The following is an 18925-nucleotide window of genomic DNA, read 5'->3' as shown; positions in this document are numbered from 1 at the left end:
AAAAGCACCCAATCCGGGTGCTTCATACATTAAAATCATCGCCCTTCCTTCTCCAATCACACCATACTCAGCTGCGGTTCAAATAATTCATAGTGAATGGATTCCGGCGGTGTATTGAATTCAGAAATCAGCTTTTTCATTTCTTTAATGAATGACGGTGATCCGCACAGGTAAAAATCAGCATCTTTATCTGTCATCACTTCTTCTAACAGCTGTTTGTCAATCCGGCCTTCCCGAAAACGAATGTTTTCTGAACGGTCTTGTTCGGACGGCTCGCTGTAAATAAAGAGGGTGTCAACGGATGAGTGTTCCGCGGCTTCTTCAGCTTCATGCCGCAACGCATGATACTCTCCGCTCCTTGCCGCATGGATAAAGAGAACGTTTCGCTGCGGCTGGGTTTTGGCAACCGTCTTTAACATGCTGATCATCGGGGTAATTCCGACACCGGCACTGATGAGAACCAGATTCTTTTTGGAATCAGGGTCTAATACGAAATCCCCGGCCGGAGCGCTGATCTCAATTGAATCCTTTTCGTGTAATTGGTCATGCAGATATGAAGAAACAATTCCGTCTTTTTTCACGGAAATCCTGTAATAATCCTTACCGGATACATCCGACAAACTGTACTGGCGGATATGCGTATAACCCGTGTCCGGAATGTATACTTTTACACTGATATACTGTCCCGCTTTGAACTCGGGGAGAACTTGTCCGTCTTCCGGTTTTAAATAAAACGACGTTATCTCCTTGCTTTCTTTTACCTTTTTATCAATTTTAAACGCCTTATAGTCTTTCCAGCCGCCTTTTTGCGTTTCCGCTTGTTCATACATGTCCTTCTCAATTCCGATAAAAGCGTCTGCAATGACGCCGTATGCTTTTTCCCATGCCTGAATGACCTCAGGAGCAGCCCCGTCTTTTAGCACATCCTTTATCGCGATTAACAAGTACTTTCCAACGATTGGGTAATGCTCGGGTTTAACACCGATACTCCGGTGTTTATGGCTGATTTGTTTGACGACGGGAACGATGTTTTCCAGCCGGTCAATATTGGCTGCGGCTGCAATCACAGCATTCGACAAGGCCGTACGCTGTGTTTTTTTCTTTTGATTCGTCTGATTAAAGATATTCAGCAGCTCAGGGTGATGCTGAAACAGCAGGTCATAAAATCGGCCTGTGATTTCTTCACCATGCTCTTCTAAGACCGGCACTGTGCTTTTAATGATTTCAATCGTTTTTTCATCGAGCATTCTGAAATCCCCCTAAAGATGTATGCATCTCGATTGACCTGAGAAAAGAATCGTTTTTGAATTCTTTTTTATAGATTTCCCCGCTCAAAAAGGGTTAGCCGTTCCAATTTGAGGCGGATTCAGGAAAAATCAGAAAAACGAAATTGCAGCTGAAAAATTGTGGACTTGCCATGGTGTACTTGTCCGATGCAAAATCCTCCTTGTCAGCATTTAATAAAGTACGGGAGGTGAGATGAATGGGTAAAAAATCGAAAGTGTATTACTGTGACCCTAAGTATATTGTGACTGACAAGTATACTGACAAAGAAGTGGTTTACGTCCATCCCATCAAACACATTAACAGAGAGCATATCCGTTATGTTCCCCGCCACGTTTATAAGGAAGAAACAATTCACGAAGTCATTGATCCGGGCGATCCGGGGAAATGCGGGTGTAAAAAGCAGAAAAAAAGACGCAAAAAGTAATTGGTTCGATTTCTTGCCTTATCTCAGGTTAAACACGTAAGTTTAAGCAGACCTCCGTACCTTTTGGCTCCTCTTTTTCAGAGGGGTCTTTTTTCATAAGCAAATACGTTGTGAGGCGGGAATCTGCCTGATATTCTTGTCATATACAAATTCACAGGAGGCATGATGTATGAGCAAAAAAATCGCAGTTCTGATGACAGATCAATTTGAGGATATTGAATATACAAGCCCGGCGGAAGCATTTAAAGAAGCGGGCCACAGTGTGGTGACAATAGATTTGGAAGCAGGGAAAGAAGTGACGGGCAAGCACGGTGAGAAAGTAAAGATCGATCAAGCGATCTCAGACGCAGACGCCAAGGAATTCGATGCGTTATTGATTCCCGGAGGCTTTTCACCGGATCTTCTGCGCGGAGATGACCGCCCGGGTGAATTCACTAAAGCATTCGTGGAAAATCAGAAACCCGTTTTCGCGATCTGCCACGGCCCGCAGCTGCTGATTGATACCGATCTTCTTAAAGGAAAAGATATCACGGGATTCCGCAGCATCCGCAAAGACTTAATCAATGCCGGCGCACATTATAAAGATGAAGAAGTCGTCGTGAGCCATAACATCGTAACGAGCAGAACGCCTGACGATTTGGAAGCCTTTAATCGCGAATCATTGAACCTGCTGAAATAAGCGAATAAAAATGAACAGACCCGTTCAGTCTGTTCATTTTTTTATGGATTTATAAAGAAATCCCAATAGTTAGACCTATTCTCTCCCCATCCATAATAAGTAAAATAAAGAGTGGGTTTTTCAACACTCGACGGGAGGTTCGCTATGTGGATGATCATTTTGCTGCTTATCATTTTAATCGGTTTTACCGGTAATATCGTCTCGCTTTTGAGAGCGCAAAAACACGCATCTCAAAGAATAATTGAGCTTTTAGAAAAGCAAAGCCGAAAATAATCTGTTAGCGCTGTGTTACCCATAATAGTAATAATAATTCCGGCAGATTTCCTGAAATATGATTTGATGCCCTTTCTCGTTCGGATGAAGACCTTCTGACATGCACATGCTGCGGAAAGCGGGATTATACGGGTCGATGAGATCAGTATCAAACAGATCGGCATACGGTACAGAGAGGAGTGTGCAGGCTTCTTTTTGGGCTTTCACATAGTCAGCCAGCTTCAGGCCCAGTTTATTTTTATCAGTATCACGGCGGACGATTTTTCCTTTTGACATTTTGGCTTGTCTCGTTGGGGTCACCACAATGATGCTCGCGCCTTTATTTCCGCTCCGCAGCTGCTGGATCACTTGGCAGAAGCCTCCGTAAAACGTGGTGATATCTTTTTCATCTGTGCCGATGGGAATGTGGTTGCACCAATCATCATCTGTTCCCTGGACAATGATGACATCATGTCCCTTTGTTTTAAGCGCCTGCTGATAAATGTTATCGCTTCCGTTGTTGCTCATATTAACGCCGCTGACAGACAGATTGGTTATTTCAGCGTTTGTCCGGTCTTTCAGAATGTCACCAAAGCCGTATTCCGCACGCAGCCCCCGGGCGACGCTGTCACCTAAGATCGCGATTTTCGAAGCCTTCCGCAGCCTGCTTATGCTGATGAAGTCAACGCTGATATGCCCGCTGTCCGTGATATGCAAAAGCTTGCTGCTTATGTTTGGCAAAGAGACTGTCTTTCCTTCAGAGTTATAAAAATCCTCATTCAGCTTCATTCGGCGTCATCCCTTCCTTTTTATCCTCCGGCATCTTTTTTGACATAAAAAACGGACACGAACAAACAGCGCCATGTTGTCAGTTCAGTGTCCGCAGATGATGATACTGGATCTTTTATGCAGTTCTCTTGCCATTATAGCAGATCCCCGTTACTTGTAATAGAGTCTGCAGTCAGCATTTAAAACAGCGTTTGCGGCTACGTTTTTGATGAGACCGTCTGCTGCGGGAACGGTGTGTCCGGCGATGCGTCCGTCTTCTGCTGCGGGAACGGTGTGTCCGGTGATGCGTCCGTCTTCTGCTGCGGGAACGGTGTGTCCGGTGATGCGTCCGTCTTCTGCTGCGGGAACGGTGTGTCCGGTGATGCGTCCGTCTTCTGCTGCGAGAACGGTGTGTCCGTTTTCTGCTGCGGGAACGGCGCGAACATTTTTTAGAAACCGGTTCTTGGTATAAATACTCCCCTAAACCTTCTCTTTCCGCAACGGCAACTCCATGTTCAATTTCTTTAACAGAAATAGCGTTCAATTCTGTTCACCTCCCTTTTTCTTTACAACATAACGTATGAAATGAACCCCTCACGTGTATAAGCTTATCTCTCATATGAGCGAGAAATAGTCATTTATACAACAAAAAGACCCGTGGGAACGGGCCTTTTGCAGGCATTTTGCCGGGAACAAACGCAAACTTAAGATCGATTTATTTCTTCCTCTCGCTCTCCGGCTCGGGGTGAATCATTACCTGTGCTTGTTTGAATTCATTCGTAATATCTCTTTCAATGCGGTCACACAGGTCATGCACGTCTTTAATCGTCACGTGAGAGGCTACGACCAGGTGAAAATCAATATACTCCTGCGGGCCGGAGCGTCTTGTACGAAAATCGTGAATTTCAATAAATTCCTGTTGAAATGTTTCAATAATCTTTAAAATTGTTTTTTCTTCCTCTTCCGACAAACGGGTATCAATCAGCGGCGGGAATGCTTCTTTCATTAACTTAAACGCTTCATATATGATATACACCGCCAGCACCATACCTATAATGGGATCAAGTATGTACCACTCCGTTACGGTAACGACCAAAAGGCTTGCCGCTACGCCTAATGATGTGTACACGTCAGTCAGTAAATGCAGGGCATTTGATTTCATTGCCACGGAATTAACCTTTTCGGCTTCTCTTTTTACGAACTTCGAAACGATCAAATTAATGAGAGCCCCCGCAAGCATCACAACAATTCCCAATACAGGCAGATGAACCGGCGCCGGGTTCACCAGTTTTTGAACGCATTCATATATCATCCAAATCCCTGCCGCAAAAATCAGAATCGTCTCGATAGTCCCCGACAGATTCTCGACTTTTCCATGACCGTACGGATGCCCTGTATCAGCCGGCTTTTTTGAAATCCTGACGGAGATAAAGGCAATGAAGGCGGCGATCAAATCTAAAAAAGAATGAATGGCTTCAGAAAGTATCGCGACAGATCCGGTTATGATCCCCACCACTATTTTGAGCATGACGACCAGGGAATTGCTTATAACCGATAAAAAAGCGATTTTAGAGGTGTTTTCCACCGTGATCCTCCTCTTTTTAACTTCTTGAATTTATCGTATCAAACGGCATTCGTGTGGGTCTACGGCAACGTTTTTCACAAAAGCCATACATGTAACTCACCATAAACTAAGTTGGAAAGCGACAAAACAGGCGCATCTTTCTTTCAGCACTCAAGTCCCATTGACAAGATATAACCGCTTACATTATAGTAGTTTCATGAATAACCACTACGGAGGATGTTTATGGAGGATGTTTATGGAGGATGTTCTGAAAGAATTACAGAAGTTTGGATTTTCTCAATATGAATGTAAAGCATATATCGGCTTGTTGAAACACTCGCCTGTTACCGGATATGAAATCAGCAAAAGGTCAGGCGTCCCCCGCTCAATGATCTATGAAGTATTGGGGAAATTAGTTGATAAAGGCGCTGTCCATATTGTGCCGTCTGATCCGGTTACATATGCTCCGCTTGCCGGAAAGGAATTAATCGACCGGCTCCGGCATGATTTCGAGAGTTCATTCGGCTACCTTGAGGAAAAGTTATTGGCACTGGAAAGCGAGCAGGAGATGAATGTCATCCGCCGCATCAGCACGAATGATCATGTCATCAATGAGATGAAGGATATGATTGAAAAAGCCGAGGAAGAGTTGTGGCTGTCTGTCTGGGAACAGCAGATTCCCTTTATTCAAGAAGCCGCTAACAAACGCGCCGCCGAACAATTGCCCGTCTTTTCGATTGTGTTCGGCCCTCCGGAAGTGAAGCTCGGAAATACGACAAATCATAATATGTCTCCTGAAGTGGCGGAGAAACGGATGGGCGGAAGATTAACGATAGCTGCCCGCGATAATAAAGAAGTCTTAATCGCCAATTTTTCTCCGCAGACGAATGCCTGGGCCATTAAATCAGAAGATCCCGCTCTCGTTCTCGTGGCTATGGAATATATGAGGCACGATCTGATGTTCGCGGAGCTTGTGAAAGAAGTAGGGGCTGAGAAAGTTGAAGGCCTGATGAAACAAAACCATTCGTTATTTCATGTCGTCACCGGAAATCGGTTCATATAAATGTGAACCGTATTTTCTTTGATTTTTTCATTAGTCGTTATCATTATAATCTCTATGAAAGGAGTATAAAAAATGATTAACACAGAAGTGCAAAAAACCGCCGTTTCCCGGGAAATGAACGATACGTTTTTACAGGGGGTGCGGGATTGTGTGCCTACGCTGCTGGGCTATATGAGCATCGGTTTTGCTTTCGGCATCGTTGGCGTTGCCTCTCATCTAAGCATTCTTGAAATTTGTTTGTTATCTTTGTGTGTCTATGCCGGCGCCGCCCAATTTATTATTTGCTCGCTCCTTGTTTCCGGGAGTCCGATTTCCGCCATTATTTTAACGACGTTTATCGTCAATCTGCGGCACCTTCTGCTGAGCCTGACCATCGCGCCGTATTTCACGAAATACTCTTTGGCGAAAAATATCGGCTTCGGGGCTTTGCTTACTGACGAATCTTTCGGGGTAGCGGTGAACAAAGCGGCTCAGAACGGCAGGTTATACGATAAGTGGATGAACGGCCTCAATATAACCGCTTACATGTGCTGGGTTATTTCCTGCGTGATGGGCGGGCTTCTCGGACAATGGATATCTGATCCTTACGCGCTCGGCCTGGACTTTGCTTTGCCCGCTATGTTTGCGGCGCTGCTTGTGCTGCAATTGCAGTCGTCCGCGTCGGAAAAGCTGAAGCACAACCTATCCTTAATACTCTATATGATCATTTTTATGGTCTTGTTATCGTATTTCGTCCCGTCACACATCGCGGTCATCGTCTCAACCGTGATTGTGGCAACGATCGGGGTGGTGACGGACAAATGAGCATCAGCACACAAATGATCTGGATTATACTCGGCTGCATGATTGTTACACTTGTGCCGCGCATTGTTCCGTTTATATTTGTCCGGAACATTCAGATGCCTGAGTTGGCTTTAAAATGGCTCTCCTTTATTCCGCTTTGTATTTTGACGGCTCTGGTAACGGAAAGCATGATTGTGAAAACAAACAGCGCTTTGACCTTTGATTGGAAAGCAATGATCGTTCTCATCCCGACATTGCTTTGCGCGATACGGACAAAAAGCTTATCCATCACGGTCATCACAGGAGTCGTGCTGATGGCCGCCGTCAGGCTGATATGGTGACAATCAAAAGCCTCCATTCCGCAGAATGGGGGCTTTCCCTTTATGATGTCGGATTTTCTTCTTCCGTCTCTGATTCCTCGGCTTTGGCTTCGGCGTTTATGCTTTGCTGCTGTTCCCAATGATCCCGCTGCAATCTTTCTTTTGCGATGGTAAACATGAAATTCACGGCGCAGCACCCCTTCCCTGTTTTGCTTATACTATGTACTGTACTCATTTCCCCGTGCAGTATTCACAAAACATAAAAAAGCAGCCTGCCGCATTGAGCGGCCGGACTGCTTTTTATTTTCAGTACGTGATCAGGAAGTATTTTTTCTTTCCGCGGCGCAGTACGGTAAATTGATCTTCAATGCGGTCTTCCGCAGTCAGAAGATGCCCGATGTCCGTCTGGCGCTCGCCGTTAATGTAAACAGCTCCGTTTTGAATGTCTTCGCGGGCCTGCCGTTTTGAAGGCGACAATTTAGATTCCACAAGCACGTCTACTAAAGACAGTTCTTCAGAGCGGTCTTTTTCAAACGAAGGTACATCTTTAAATCCTACCTTGACGTCTTGAGCGGAAAGCTCTTTAATATTGCCGCTGAACAGCGCCTGGGAGATATGAACGGCCTGCTCAAGCGCTTCGCGGCCGTGTACAAGAACAGTCACCTCTTCAGCGAGACGTTTCTGCGCTTCTCTTTTCTCAGGAGCCGTCTCCGTTTTTTCAGCATAAGCTTCAATTTCCTCTTTTGATAAGAAAGTAAAGTATTTTAAGTATTTGACGACGTCACGGTCATCTGTATTGATCCAGAACTGGTAGAATTCGTACGGCGATGTTTTTTCTTTATCAAGCCAAATGGCGCCGCCTTCCGTTTTGCCGAATTTCGTGCCGTCAGCTTTTGTGACGAGCGGAATGGTAAGACCGAAAGCTTTCGCCCCTTCTTCTTCTGATTTTCTGATCAGTTCAAGACCGGCCGTGATGTTGCCCCACTGGTCACTGCCTCCGATTTGGAGTTTGCAGTTCTTTTCTCTGTACAGATTCAGAAAATCGTAGGATTGCAGGATCATGTAGCTGAATTCCGTGTAAGAAATTCCGGTTTCAATTCTTGAGCTTACAGTATCTTTCGCAAGCATGTAGTTAATTCCGAAGTTCTTTCCCACGTCACGGAGAAATTCAATAATGCTCAGCTTTCCGATCCAGTCAAAGTTGTTCGCTATGACAGCGGGGTTTTCTCCGGCCTCGAAATCTAAAAATCGGGAAAGCTGATTTTTAATTTTTTGCGACCATTCGACAACGATATCCTGAGTATTTAACGTACGTTCCGCTTTTTTGCCGCTCGGATCGCCGATCAGTCCCGTCGCGCCGCCTACAAGCGCAATCGGATGGTGGCCTGCAAGCTGGAAACGGCGCAGTGTCAATATCGGCAGAAGGTGTCCGATGTGCAGGCTGTCAGCCGTCGGGTCAAACCCTGAGTATAAACGGATTTTTTCTTCGTTCAGCTGTTTATTCAGTCCTTCTTCATCCGTCATTTGCTGGATTAAGCCGCGGAATGATAAATCCTCTAATAAGTTAGTCATTTTGTCTGCTCCTTTGTTTATGAAAATAAAAAACGCCCCTTCGTTTAAAACGAAGGGACGATATAATCGCGGTACCACCCTACTAATAAAAGCATAAAAAAGCTTTTATCACTCTTTTTGATAACGGACCGTGTCCGTTCTTTCACTACTGAAAGCCTTGGAATAGCTTTGTTCGCAAAAGCGGTTCATGAGTGTATTCGGCATATCTTATGTGCTGATTTTCACCGGCCATCAGCTCTCTTGAACAATCAGATATCCTACTTGTCTCAATCAAAACCTTTTCGTATGAAGCTTACTCATTTTTAACATAAATAAGATACGATGTCAACGCCGTCTTTAATCTTCCATTGTGGACAGGTCGCCTGCCGGCAGGTTCAGCTCCCACGCCTTCAGCACACGTCTCATGATTTTTCCGCTCCGTGTTTTCGGAAGTTTATCTTTGAATTCAATTTCCCGCGGTGCGGCATGCGCGGCAAGCCCCTGTTTTACAAAGAGGCGAATGTCCTCCTTCAGCTGATCGGATGGCTCATGCCCTTCTCTGAGCGCGATAAACGCTTTAATAATTTCTCCCCGGACAGGGTCCGGCTTTCCGATGACGCCGGCTTCGGCAATCGCCGGATGTTCAACAAGTTTGCTTTCGACTTCAAACGGGCCGACGCGCTCGCCGGATGTCATGATGACATCATCGACTCTGCCTTGGAACCAGAAATAACCATCTTCATCCATATAAGCAGAATCTCCGGAAACATACCAGCCGCCCGGCATGAAATAAGAATCATATTTCTCTTTGTTGTTCCAAATGGAATCCATCATCGACGGCCAGCCCTTTTTAATGGCGAGATTCCCCATTCGGTACGGCGGAAGCTCATTTCCCTGATTGTCAACGATCGCCGCTTCCACTCCCGGAATCGGTTTCCCCATTGAACCCGGCTTGATCTCCATGCAAGGATAATTGCAGATGAGCTGTCCGCCCGTTTCTGTCATCCACCACGTGTCGTGGATGCGCTTGCCGAATACTTTATGTCCCCACTTGATGACCTCGGGGTTCAAAGGTTCTCCGACACTCAGGACATGACGAAGTGAAGTAAGGTCAAATTTGGATGCCATTTCATCCCCGGCGCCCATAAGCATTCTGAAAGCCGTCGGAGCGCTGTACCAGACGCTGACACCGAGCTTCTCAATCGTGCCGTACCAGTTTTCCGGACTGAACCTGCCGCCGACGATCACATTCGCCGCTCCGTTCAGCCACGGCGCAAATATCCCGTACACCGTCCCTGTCACCCAGCCCGGGTCCGCAGTGCACCAGTAAATATCGTCTTCTTTAAGATCAAGCACCCACTTGCCGGTCTGGTATTGCTGAATCATGGCTTCATGAACGTGGAGCACACCTTTAGGCGTTCCGGTAGATCCTGATGTGTAGTGAAGCAGGTAGCCGTCTCTTCTGTCCATCCATTCAATATCAAGTCTCGTGCTTTCTCCCTCAGCCGCTTTATCATAATGAATGATTTTATCTCCCGTTTCTTTGCTGCCGCCGACAATGAAAATATGCTCGAGGTCGGGCAGGCTGTCCGCCGGAATCCGTTCGGCCAGTTCAGGTGTTGTCACGACAACCTTTGCCTGGCTGTTCAAGAGGCGGTCTTTGACGGCGCCTTCCATAAACGCTTCAAATAAAGGACCGGCGATCGCACCGATTTTAATTGCGCCGAGCATGATAAAGTAAAGCTCCGGCGAACGCGGCATGAAAATAAAAACGCGGTCCCCTTTTTCCACGTTTCCATACCGTCTCAGTACATTTCCCGCCCGGTTCGATTCCTCCATCATTTCTTTAAATGTGTATTTTTCATCCCGATTTGCGTCCTTGTAATATAGCGCTACTTTGTTTTTTCGAAATGATTCGGCATGACGGTCAATCGCTTCGTACGCCGCATTCAGCTTCCCCGTCTGATGCCAGGAAAACGCCGCTTCGACCTCTTTCCAATCGAAGCTGCGGTACGTTTCCTCATAATTTCGCAGATGATAATTCCCCTTTTCCGCCGGCAACGCTTTCAAATTCATGCAACATCCCCCTTTGCTTATCTATAGACTAATTATAGTAGATGTTCACAGTTTTCTCAATTTTTAAAATATAAATTACAACACTATTGAAAACGCTTTATATTTTGTTATGCTTAAAAGAGATGTGTTTTTATTAAGAACCGACAGGCGGTGAATCAGTGAAACATCATAAAACGTACCATTCTTCATCAATTCAGACAGCAGCCGGCCCTCTTTTAGTAGAAGGGCCCGTTCCTCCAGGGGATCTAGCACAGTATGAGTTTCATGAAGGCCTGACAGCCTTTCGCCTTCCTCATGAACAGCACAAAGCGTTAATCGAGATCGCCGGGCTTCCTGAAGGGCGGATCATTATTGCCAGGGACGGACAGACGATTATCGGCTATGTGACGTATTTATATCCTGATCCGCTTGAACGATGGTCTGACGGAAATATGGAAGACCTCCTTGAACTCGGGGCGATCGAGGTCGCTCCCGGCTACAGGGGCTGTTCTGTCGGAAAAACTTTGCTGACAGTCAGCATGATGGATGAACAGATGGAACGGTACATCATCATGACGACGGAATATTACTGGCATTGGGATTTAAAAGGAATGAAAAAAGATGTGTGGGAATACAGAAAGATCATGGAAAAGATGATGAATGCCGGGGGTCTTGTCTGGTTCGCAACGGATGAACCGGAAATCAGCTCTCATCCGGCCAATTGTCTGATGGCCCGCATCGGCAGGCACGTCAGTCAGGAGTCAATTGAACAGTTCGACAGGCTTCGTTTTTATCAGCGATTTATGTATTGACTGACATACAAAGGGGATAAAAAGATGATTGCAGAACAAATCATGAAACGGGACGTCATCACCGTCTCAAAACACGACTCCATTGAAACAGCCGTCCGTAAAATGAAGATATATCATATCCGCCATCTCCCTGTCATCGACGACGAGCTGCACGTCATCGGTATTGTCACAGACAGAGACATTAAACAGGCCGGCCCCGGCAGCTTTGAACAAAAGGAACGCGGCGCGTTTCTGACAAACAAAGTGGAGACCATTATGAAGCGCAATGTCATCTGCGCCCATCCGCTTGACTTTGTGGAAGAAATATCCGCTTCCTTTTATGAGCACGGCATCGGCTGTCTGCCGATTACGGTAAACCATAAGCTGACGGGCATTTTAACGAAAACCGACGTGCTCCGGACTTTCGTCAGCCTGACAGGCGCGGCCCAGCCGGGATCACAGGTGGAAATCCTGGTGACGGATATGACAAAAAGCCTTGCTGATCTCAGCTGCATGTGCCGTGATCTTCAGCTGCAAATCCTGAGTGTGCTCGTCTATCCCCATGAGTCCGCCGGGTCGAACATTCTCGTCTTCCGGGTGAAGACGATGAATCCGCTCCCTTTTATCCGTGCCGTTCAAGAAGCCGGATACAATGTCTTATGGCCGAAACATTTGAGGGATCAGCCATGAGAGACAGCGTTTTTGTTTACTCGCCTTCTTATCAGACGTATCAATTTCATCAGGAACATCCGTTCAATCAGCGTCGTGTGCTTTTAACATACGATCTGCTTCAGGCGGCGGATGCGTTTGACGAAGGAGATATCGTCACACCGCGCGCGGCCGCTAAAGAAGAGCTGGCTCTCGTTCATACGGAGGATTATATACAGGCGGTGGAACTAGCGGGTGCGGGCCGGCTCCCTGCCGCAGAAGGAGAAAGCTACGGTCTCGGAACGGAAGACACCCCCGTTTTTGCCGGCATGCATGAAGCCGCGTCACTTCTGGTGGGCGGCACCTTAACGGCGGCTGATTATGTCATGACGGGACAAGCTAGCCACGCCTGCAATTTAGGAGGCGGCCTTCACCACGGCTTCCGCGGCAGGGCCTCAGGCTTTTGTATCTATAATGACAGCGCCGTGGCCATCCAATACATCCAGAAGAACTACGGGGCAAAAGTGTTATACATTGATACAGACGCCCATCACGGCGACGGCGTTCAATTTACGTTTTACGACAGGTCTGATGTCTGCACTGTTTCTTTTCACGAGACCGGGCGTTATTTATTTCCCGGGACGGGACAGGTACTGGAAAAAGGAAGCGGGCAGGGCTACGGCTATTCTTTTAACATTCCGCTGGACGCTTTCACAGAGGACGATTCCTTTCTTCACGCTTACAATACGGCCGCCTCAGAAATCGCGGCTTTTTTCAAGCCGGATGTGATTCTTACCCAAAACGGTGCGGACGCCCATTATTACGACCCATTGACACACCTGTCCAATACAATCTCCATTTATCAGGAGATCCCGCGGCTCGCTCATTCATTAGCCCATCAATATTGCAGCGGCAGATGGATCGCGGTCGGCGGCGGAGGATACGATATTTGGAGAGTCGTCCCGAGAGCATGGAGCCGCATTTGGCTTGAGATGAAAGGGATTGATCCCGGGGAGCGCATACCGCAGAAATGGATTGATAAATGGCAGAAGCACTCCCCCTGCACGTTGCCCGCTTTTTGGAGTGATCCTGAACAATTATATCCTCCGATTCCCCGCAAAGAAGAAATTTCAGAAAAAAATGCCCAAACCGTGGAAAAAGCACTTTTTGCCATCCGGTCTGAGCAGCGGTATAAAACTAAATAAAAAACGACCTTATGAGGAGGTCGTTTTTTTGATCACAATTTCTACACGGCGGTTTTCTTTCATATGTCCGGGACTTTTGTTGTCCTTCACAGGTTTCGTATCCGCATACCCGGCAGAGATAAACCGTTTGGCGGAAAAGTCTTCATTCGCGGTAAAATACCGGATCACACTCGCCGCTCTTGCAGACGACAGCTCCCAATTTGACGGAAATTGATAGGTGGAAATCCGGCGGCTGTCCGTATGGCCTTCTACCTGTATGTCATTCGGAATTGTTTTTAAAAGCACCGCGATCTGATGCAGAACCGGCTCGGCGTTTTTCAGCACATCCGCTTTTCCTGTCTGAAACAGAACGGCCTCCTGCAGCACAAGAACCACTCCGCGCTCATCGCGCTTCGCCGTCAATTTCGAACTCAAATGATGCGCTTTTATGTATGTCTTCACGTTTTGTAACAGCAAATCCTGTTCTTTATTTTCGTTTGCTTTGTCTGATGACGCCAGTTCACCCCCGCTGCCTTTTGTATGAATCGATGAAACGGCAGATTGAAATTTTTCCGCGTCTATTTGCGACATCGAAAAAAGCAATATAAAGAACACGAGAATGAGCGTGATCAAGTCAGCGAACGTCACCATCCATCTCGGTGAACCGCCGGAATGTTCCGGTTTGTTTCTTCTTTCAAAACGCTCTTTTCTAAGCTTCATGGACAGCGCCCTTTTTCTTGTTCGCAGGCTGTCCTTTACGCCAGTCTTCTCTTGAGCTGAAGACGACGAGCTGACTTTCGAGGTTGCGGGGATTTTTGCCCGATTGGATGCCGACAACCCCTTCGATCATGACCTGTTTGATGAAAATTTCACTTTCCGTTTTTTCTTCAAGCTTTGCCGCGATTGGGATAAATACCAAGTTGGCAAGCAGCGCTCCGTACAGCGTCGTCAATAGCGCAACAGCCATGTTCGGTCCGAGGGTATGCGGGTCATTTAAGTTTTTGAGCATGAGAACGAGTCCGACGAGCGTCCCGATCATTCCCCAGGCGGGTGCGAAATCACCGGCTTTTTCAAAAACGCGTCTTCCTTTTCTGTGTCTTTCTTCCATCGCGGCGATCTCAGAATCCATCACCAGCCGGATCGTTTCCTCGTCCCAGCCGTCAATCGCAAGCAAAAGCCCTTTTTTTAAAAACGGATCCTTGATCTCACGCGCCTGGTCATCCAGAGACAGAAGCCCCTGCCTGCGCGCCTGCTCCGAAAGGCTGACAAATACTCTGACAAGCTCTTTCACATTGTCATCCTGACGGGAGAATACCTGTTTCAGAACAGAAGGGGTTTTCTTTAAATCCCTCGGCGGAAAGCTGATAAAGATCGCCGCAGCAAGGCCGCCTGTGACGATTAAAAAAGAAGTCAGATCTAAAAATGAACTGATTCCCGCCAGTCCCGTCCCTGACAGAATACCGATTGCGACAATAATACAGCCTAACATAAAGCCAACGGGCGTCAGATAATCAAAACGTTTCATATCTTCTCCTTACTCAAGTAAAAAAGCAAGATTCCACCCCTCAGAGTGAAGCTTGCTTTTCCGTTTTTTTATGACTTGGTTGATTGTCTTAATTCGATGCGGTGAGGCAATTCGACGATATGCTCTTCAACCGGCTCTTTGTTCATCAGTTTTGTCAAAAGTCTCATCGCCACGGCGCCGATATCGTACGTAGGCTGCACGACTGTTGAAAGCTGAGGGCGGACCATCAGGCTCAATCTCGTATTGTCAAAACCGATAATATCAAGATCATCAGGTATCGAAAGACCTTGATCTTGGGCCGCATGGATAATGCCGAGGGCCATTTCATCCGTCGCAGAAAGAATCGCCGTCGGTTTCCGGTCAAGGCCCATCAAACTTTGAAGCGCCTCCATACCGGAATCATAGGTGTAATCGCCTTCCGCTACGAATTGCTCGTTAAACGGAATCGCCGCTTCTTCAAGCGCCCGTTTGTACCCTTGCAGTTTTTTCGAACGGTTGATCGGCTCTTGCATCGGTCCGGAGACGAATGCAATATCGCGATGCCCTTTATCAATGAAAAGCTTAACGGCATCATAAATCGCCTGTTCATAATCAATGGCGACAGAAGGCGTCTCGCCCTGTTCTTCCACTGATGCCGCCAAGACGATCGGCACAGGAGAGCGCTTAAATTCTTCGACATGCTCGTCCGTAATGTTGCCGCCCATAAATACGATACCGTCCACTTGTTTGCCAAGCATCGTATTTAACAGATGCAGTTCTTTCTCAAGATTTTGGTCCGAGTTGCTTAAAATAATATTATATTTGTACATCGTCGCGATATCTTCAATTCCACGCGCAAGTTCAGAGTAGAAAATGCTTGAGATATCAGGGATGATGACGCCGACCGTAGTCGTTTTTTTGCTTGCAAGCCCTCTTGCCACCGCATTCGGGCGATAGCCGAGCCGGTCAATGGCTTCCAATACTTTTTTTCTGGTCGTCGGTTTTACATTCGGGTTGCCGTTTACGACGCGGGAAACAGTCGCCATACTGACATTTGCTTCTCTGGCCACATCGTATATCGTAATGTTGCTCACTGAAACCACTCCTTTTACTGGATACACTTATCCTTATCTATAGCATAAACACTTTATGTAAAGAAATGTCGTACGATTTCGCATTCTGTCGTTTATGATTGTAAGCGTAAGTCAGTAGTGTACATTATTTTTCATTATTCATCAAATTTAAATATCTCTCATGAAATTATACACGTTTTTCCCAGTGATGAAAACGTTCACTTTCATTTTATAATTAAATAAAATGAAGATACGAAAAAAAGCCGCGCGAGGCGGCCTTTAAAGAGCGGAACGTTGTATTATGCTTTTACTTTCAGCATTGGCTTTAATTCGTTCAGCCATTTCTCGAATTCAGGTATATCCATCTGCTGCGCAGAGTCTGAAAGGGCAACGGAAGGATCAGGGTGAACTTCGGCCATCACGCCGTCAGCGCCGATCGCAAGCGCCGCTTTTGCTGTCGGAAGCAGGAGATCGCGGCGGCCTGTTGAATGTGTGACGTCAACAAACACCGGCAAGTGAGTTTCCTGTTTCAAAATCGGCACGGCAGAAATGTCGAGTGTGTTTCTCGTTGCCGTTTCGTACGTTCTGATACCGCGCTCACAAAGAATGATTTGGTCGTTTCCTTGTGACATGATGTATTCAGCTGCATTGATGAACTCTGAAATTGTTGCGGCAAGACCGCGTTTTAACAATACCGGCTTTTTAACGGAACCGGCGGCTTTCAGCAATTCAAAGTTTTGCATGTTCCGCGCGCCGATCTGAATGACGTCAATGTAATCAATCGCTTGCTCAATGTGGGCGGGCGTTACGATTTCACTGATCACCGCGAGGTCATATTCATCAGCGACACGTTTAAGAATTTGCAGGCCTTCTACGCCGAGACCTTGGAAATCATACGGACTTGTGCGGGGTTTAAACGCGCCCCCGCGCAGGATTTTAATGCCTTGTTTTTTCGCTGCGGCCGCTACTTCGGCAACCTGCTCATAGCTTTCTACGGCACAAGGTCCGACGATGAATCTCTGATCGCCGTCACCGATTTTTTCACCTTTAATGTCAACGATCGTATCTTCTGCTTTTTTCTTCCGGGAGACGAGCAACGCTTTGCTGTGATCCTCTTCTTGAAGTTCAAGTCCGGCTTTGAAAATTTCTTTGAAAATATGCTGGATCGTTGAGTTTTCAAATGGGCCGTCATTGCTTTCAATAATGCGGTTAAGCATTGTACGCTCTCTGACAGGGTCAAATCGGTTGACACCCTGTGCTTCCTTTGCTTTACCGATTTCTTTTACAACGGCTCCGCGTTCATTGATTAATTTAAGGATTTCTAAGTTTAGTGCGTCTGCCTGCTGTCTTAGGCTCTCTAATTCCTTGTTGCTCATCTTTTTCATCCCTTCTATGCTATGTTTTATTTTAATGGTTAACATGCATCTTACTACAGTTATGCGAAAATAGGAATATGAAATAATAAATTTTTTCACATTCGACTTTATCACCAAAACGCTTTTAAGCTTTTATGCGTTGAAGCAGTATATATTGATATCCTACATGATCCGGCTGAAATGATCAATAGTTTTTTTCAAAAAAAAAACCGCCGGTATCAACCGGCGGCCAGCAATTATGAAAGGTGCTGCTCTATTGCGTTTTTTGTGATTTGTGAATGAGACGCGTGCCATTTCACTTCGCCGTTTGCAATGACGAATACTTGCGGGCTTTCATGTTTCACGCCGTATGTCTCGGCGATATAGTTTGAAAGCGGCCGGCTGTCCTGCACCTGCAGGTAATAAGAAGGCACTTCCGAATGCTCCGATGCAAAGGCGTCAAACTCCTGAAACGCGGCTTGGCTGATCGGGCAGGTTGTGCTGTGTTTCAAAAACACGAGCGTGTTTTCTTTCTCAGCGGCATTTTTGAACTCTTCTTCAGACGATATCAGCTGTTTTGTCATGTCGGTTATCTCTCCTTATTGAAGATCAGCGATTTGCCTGACCGGCTTTTTCCCCGGCGTCTTCCGCTTCGGCCTTGATGCTTTGGGCCGTGTCCTGCATTTCGCTTCTCGTCTCTTCGGCTTTCTCGGTTAGTGTGCTCTTAGAACGGTCTTTTAAATCCTTCACTTTATTCATAATCTGGCCTGACTGATCAGCTACCAGCTGGGTGATATTAGATGTTTTGTCTTTGGCGATGCTGACATATTGAGAGCCTTTTTCTTTCGCGTCGGCCGTCATTCTGTCCGTCTTATCCTTTAACGCAGAAGCCTGGCTGCCGAGATCGTCGCGCAGCTCCTTGCCTGATTTAGGCGCCAGAAACAACGCCGTTGTCGCGCCGATAATTCCCCCGATCAGCGTTCCGATTAAAAAATCCTTACTATTGATTCCATCTTTGCTCATTATGATTCCTCCTTAGTGGATTTTTCTTATGATTAAAGCGATGTTTTTTTCTTTTGCTTCCACTTGTCCCATATTTCCATAGCGGCCTGGCTCCAGGTGACAACCTGACTGATCTTATCCTGATTCTCTCTTACAGAGGCCGTAACGGAACCTGCTGCCTGCTTTATGGATGTATTAAACTGCTGGACGGAAGTTCCCACTTCCTGGACAGCATGGACAACCGTATTTAATTTCTCTGACTTTTCCTGAATGTCTTCCGCGAGACGGTTTGTCTTATGTAACAGCTCGGTTGTCTCTGCGGTAATGCCTTTCATCTGCCCTTCAAGGCCGTCTAAAGTCGAGGCAACGTTTGTTAAAGTCATCTGCACGGACTTTAATGTTTTGGACAGATAGATGACGAGGATGAGAAATGCAACGGCAATGAGTGCAACGCTTAAGTAAAGAATGATGATCATCTAATACCTCCTTAATGCAGGATATAGTGGTATATACCCAATTCTTAAAATGATAAACATATATGAAAGATCTGTATGTATACTATTTCTCCGTTTCTCGGTAAATCCCTTTGCAGCACGCGCAAAAAAGCAGTGAGAGCCCCACT

General features: G+C 46.4%; 24 protein-coding genes, 1 pseudogene and 1 other annotated feature. Of the genes and pseudogenes, 10 read left to right on the top strand and 15 right to left on the bottom strand.

What is annotated here, in order from left to right:
- Window positions 1-56: 56 nt before the first annotated feature.
- Window positions 57-1247, bottom strand: coding sequence for an NO-inducible flavohemoprotein (gene hmpA / locus ABK447_RS05755; RefSeq protein WP_007408758.1), 1191 nt, complete (start codon window positions 1245-1247; stop codon window positions 57-59).
- A gap of 186 nt (window positions 1248-1433) precedes the next feature.
- Here hmpA and ABK447_RS05750 point away from each other — a divergent pair, with 186 nt between their 5' ends.
- The 4 genes from ABK447_RS05750 to ABK447_RS05735 all read left to right on the top strand — a co-directional run bounded on the left by ABK447_RS05750 (window position 1434) and on the right by ABK447_RS05735 (window position 2663).
- Window positions 1434-1478 (top strand): hypothetical protein, encoded by a 45-nt coding sequence (locus ABK447_RS05750; protein WP_223198295.1) that lies wholly within the window; start codon window positions 1434-1436, stop codon window positions 1476-1478.
- A 5-nt stretch (window positions 1479-1483) separates the two neighbouring features.
- Entirely contained in the window at window positions 1484-1711 is a 228-nt protein-coding gene (locus tag ABK447_RS05745; RefSeq protein ID WP_007408759.1) for a hypothetical protein, read from the top strand.
- Between the two features lie 169 nt (window positions 1712-1880).
- Window positions 1881-2390: a type 1 glutamine amidotransferase domain-containing protein gene (locus ABK447_RS05740; RefSeq protein WP_007408760.1), complete on the top strand. Its 510-nt coding sequence runs from the start codon at window positions 1881-1883 to the stop codon at window positions 2388-2390.
- Window positions 2391-2534: 144 nt separating this feature from the next.
- Window positions 2535-2663, top strand: a complete 129-nt coding sequence (locus ABK447_RS05735; protein WP_007408761.1) for a hypothetical protein — start codon at window positions 2535-2537, stop codon at window positions 2661-2663.
- A gap of 15 nt (window positions 2664-2678) precedes the next feature.
- On the opposite strand, the gene ABK447_RS05730 is transcribed toward ABK447_RS05735, so the two are convergent.
- The 4 genes and pseudogenes from ABK447_RS05730 to ABK447_RS05720 form a co-directional block, all read right to left on the bottom strand.
- Entirely contained in the window at window positions 2679-3431 is a 753-nt protein-coding gene (locus ABK447_RS05730) for an SGNH/GDSL hydrolase family protein (RefSeq protein ID WP_007408762.1), read from the bottom strand.
- Between the two features lie 197 nt (window positions 3432-3628).
- Window positions 3629-3856, bottom strand: coding sequence for a hypothetical protein (locus tag ABK447_RS05725; protein ID WP_038462250.1), 228 nt, complete (start codon window positions 3854-3856; stop codon window positions 3629-3631).
- A 47-nt stretch (window positions 3857-3903) separates the two neighbouring features.
- Window positions 3904-3954, bottom strand: a pseudogene (locus ABK447_RS20895) (hypothetical protein); the annotation flags it as partial.
- A gap of 171 nt (window positions 3955-4125) precedes the next feature.
- On the bottom strand, window positions 4126-4995 hold the full coding sequence (locus ABK447_RS05720) for a cation diffusion facilitator family transporter (protein WP_014418648.1): 870 nt from the start codon (window positions 4993-4995) through the stop codon (window positions 4126-4128).
- 235 nt (window positions 4996-5230) lie between these two features.
- On the opposite strand from ABK447_RS05720, the gene ABK447_RS05715 reads away from it, so the two are divergent.
- The 3 genes from ABK447_RS05715 (at window position 5231) to ABK447_RS05705 (ending at window position 7161) form a co-directional block, all read left to right on the top strand.
- Window positions 5231-6037 carry a TrmB family transcriptional regulator gene (locus tag ABK447_RS05715; protein WP_007408765.1) on the top strand — a complete coding sequence of 269 codons (807 nt, stop codon included), beginning with the start codon at window positions 5231-5233 and terminating at the stop codon, window positions 6035-6037.
- A gap of 72 nt (window positions 6038-6109) precedes the next feature.
- Complete coding sequence (locus ABK447_RS05710) at window positions 6110-6841, top strand: AzlC family ABC transporter permease (RefSeq protein ID WP_038459518.1); 732 nt, start codon at window positions 6110-6112, stop codon at window positions 6839-6841.
- A complete protein-coding gene (locus ABK447_RS05705; RefSeq protein ID WP_038459520.1) occupies window positions 6838-7161 on the top strand; it encodes an AzlD domain-containing protein in 324 nt (107 codons plus the stop codon). Before ABK447_RS05710 ends, ABK447_RS05705 begins: the two co-directional genes overlap by 4 nt.
- A gap of 40 nt (window positions 7162-7201) precedes the next feature.
- On the opposite strand, the gene ABK447_RS05700 is transcribed toward ABK447_RS05705, so the two are convergent.
- From ABK447_RS05700 to acsA, 3 genes are all read right to left on the bottom strand, one after another.
- The gene (locus tag ABK447_RS05700; RefSeq protein ID WP_007408768.1) at window positions 7202-7327 is read right to left on the bottom strand and encodes a hypothetical protein; all 126 of its coding nucleotides are present in this window, start codon (window positions 7325-7327) and stop codon (window positions 7202-7204) included.
- Window positions 7328-7446: 119 nt separating this feature from the next.
- Complete coding sequence (tyrS, locus tag ABK447_RS05695) at window positions 7447-8712, bottom strand: tyrosine--tRNA ligase (protein ID WP_007613147.1); 1266 nt, start codon at window positions 8710-8712, stop codon at window positions 7447-7449.
- 50 nt (window positions 8713-8762) lie between these two features.
- Window positions 8763-8995 (bottom strand) — a binding site (T-box leader).
- Window positions 8996-9048: 53 nt separating this feature from the next.
- On the bottom strand, window positions 9049-10767 hold the full coding sequence (gene acsA / locus ABK447_RS05690) for an acetate--CoA ligase (protein WP_032871681.1): 1719 nt from the start codon (window positions 10765-10767) through the stop codon (window positions 9049-9051).
- 158 nt (window positions 10768-10925) lie between these two features.
- Here acsA and ABK447_RS05685 point away from each other — a divergent pair, with 158 nt between their 5' ends.
- The 3 genes from ABK447_RS05685 to ABK447_RS05675 are packed head-to-tail and all read left to right on the top strand — an operon-like array spanning window position 10926 to window position 13390.
- On the top strand, window positions 10926-11558 hold the full coding sequence (locus tag ABK447_RS05685) for a GNAT family N-acetyltransferase (protein ID WP_007408771.1): 633 nt from the start codon (window positions 10926-10928) through the stop codon (window positions 11556-11558).
- Window positions 11559-11582: 24 nt separating this feature from the next.
- Window positions 11583-12227, top strand: coding sequence for an acetoin utilization AcuB family protein (locus ABK447_RS05680; protein WP_007408772.1), 645 nt, complete (start codon window positions 11583-11585; stop codon window positions 12225-12227).
- Complete coding sequence (locus tag ABK447_RS05675) at window positions 12224-13390, top strand: acetoin utilization protein AcuC (protein WP_032866492.1); 1167 nt, start codon at window positions 12224-12226, stop codon at window positions 13388-13390. Before ABK447_RS05680 ends, ABK447_RS05675 begins: the two co-directional genes overlap by 4 nt.
- Before the next feature lie 9 nt (window positions 13391-13399).
- Here the strand turns inward: ABK447_RS05675 and motS are convergent, their stop codons facing one another.
- The 7 genes from motS to ABK447_RS05640 all read right to left on the bottom strand — a co-directional run bounded on the left by motS (window position 13400) and on the right by ABK447_RS05640 (window position 18779).
- The gene (gene motS, locus ABK447_RS05670) at window positions 13400-14089 is read right to left on the bottom strand and encodes a flagellar motor protein MotS (RefSeq protein ID WP_032871679.1); all 690 of its coding nucleotides are present in this window, start codon (window positions 14087-14089) and stop codon (window positions 13400-13402) included.
- A complete protein-coding gene (gene motP / locus ABK447_RS05665) occupies window positions 14079-14894 on the bottom strand; it encodes a flagellar motor protein MotP (RefSeq protein WP_007408775.1) in 816 nt (271 codons plus the stop codon). Before motP ends, motS begins: the two co-directional genes overlap by 11 nt.
- A gap of 68 nt (window positions 14895-14962) precedes the next feature.
- Complete coding sequence (gene ccpA / locus ABK447_RS05660; RefSeq protein ID WP_003152385.1) at window positions 14963-15967, bottom strand: catabolite control protein A; 1005 nt, start codon at window positions 15965-15967, stop codon at window positions 14963-14965.
- Between the two features lie 278 nt (window positions 15968-16245).
- Window positions 16246-17322 carry a bifunctional 3-deoxy-7-phosphoheptulonate synthase/chorismate mutase gene (locus tag ABK447_RS05655; RefSeq protein WP_003152383.1) on the bottom strand — a complete coding sequence of 359 codons (1077 nt, stop codon included), beginning with the start codon at window positions 17320-17322 and terminating at the stop codon, window positions 16246-16248.
- A gap of 236 nt (window positions 17323-17558) precedes the next feature.
- The gene (gene ytxJ, locus ABK447_RS05650) at window positions 17559-17885 is read right to left on the bottom strand and encodes a bacillithiol system redox-active protein YtxJ (protein ID WP_023357089.1); all 327 of its coding nucleotides are present in this window, start codon (window positions 17883-17885) and stop codon (window positions 17559-17561) included.
- Between the two features lie 25 nt (window positions 17886-17910).
- Window positions 17911-18324, bottom strand: a complete 414-nt coding sequence (locus tag ABK447_RS05645) for a YtxH domain-containing protein (RefSeq protein WP_003152380.1) — start codon at window positions 18322-18324, stop codon at window positions 17911-17913.
- Window positions 18325-18356: 32 nt separating this feature from the next.
- Window positions 18357-18779, bottom strand: coding sequence for a DUF948 domain-containing protein (locus ABK447_RS05640; RefSeq protein ID WP_007408777.1), 423 nt, complete (start codon window positions 18777-18779; stop codon window positions 18357-18359).
- Window positions 18780-18925: the final 146 nt, after the last annotated feature.

The organism is Bacillus sp. hwrm1 (genome assembly GCF_040207805.1).
Classification (GTDB): Bacteria; Bacillota; Bacilli; order Bacillales; family Bacillaceae; genus Bacillus; species Bacillus velezensis.
This window is presented reverse-complemented; position numbering and strand designations above follow the sequence as displayed.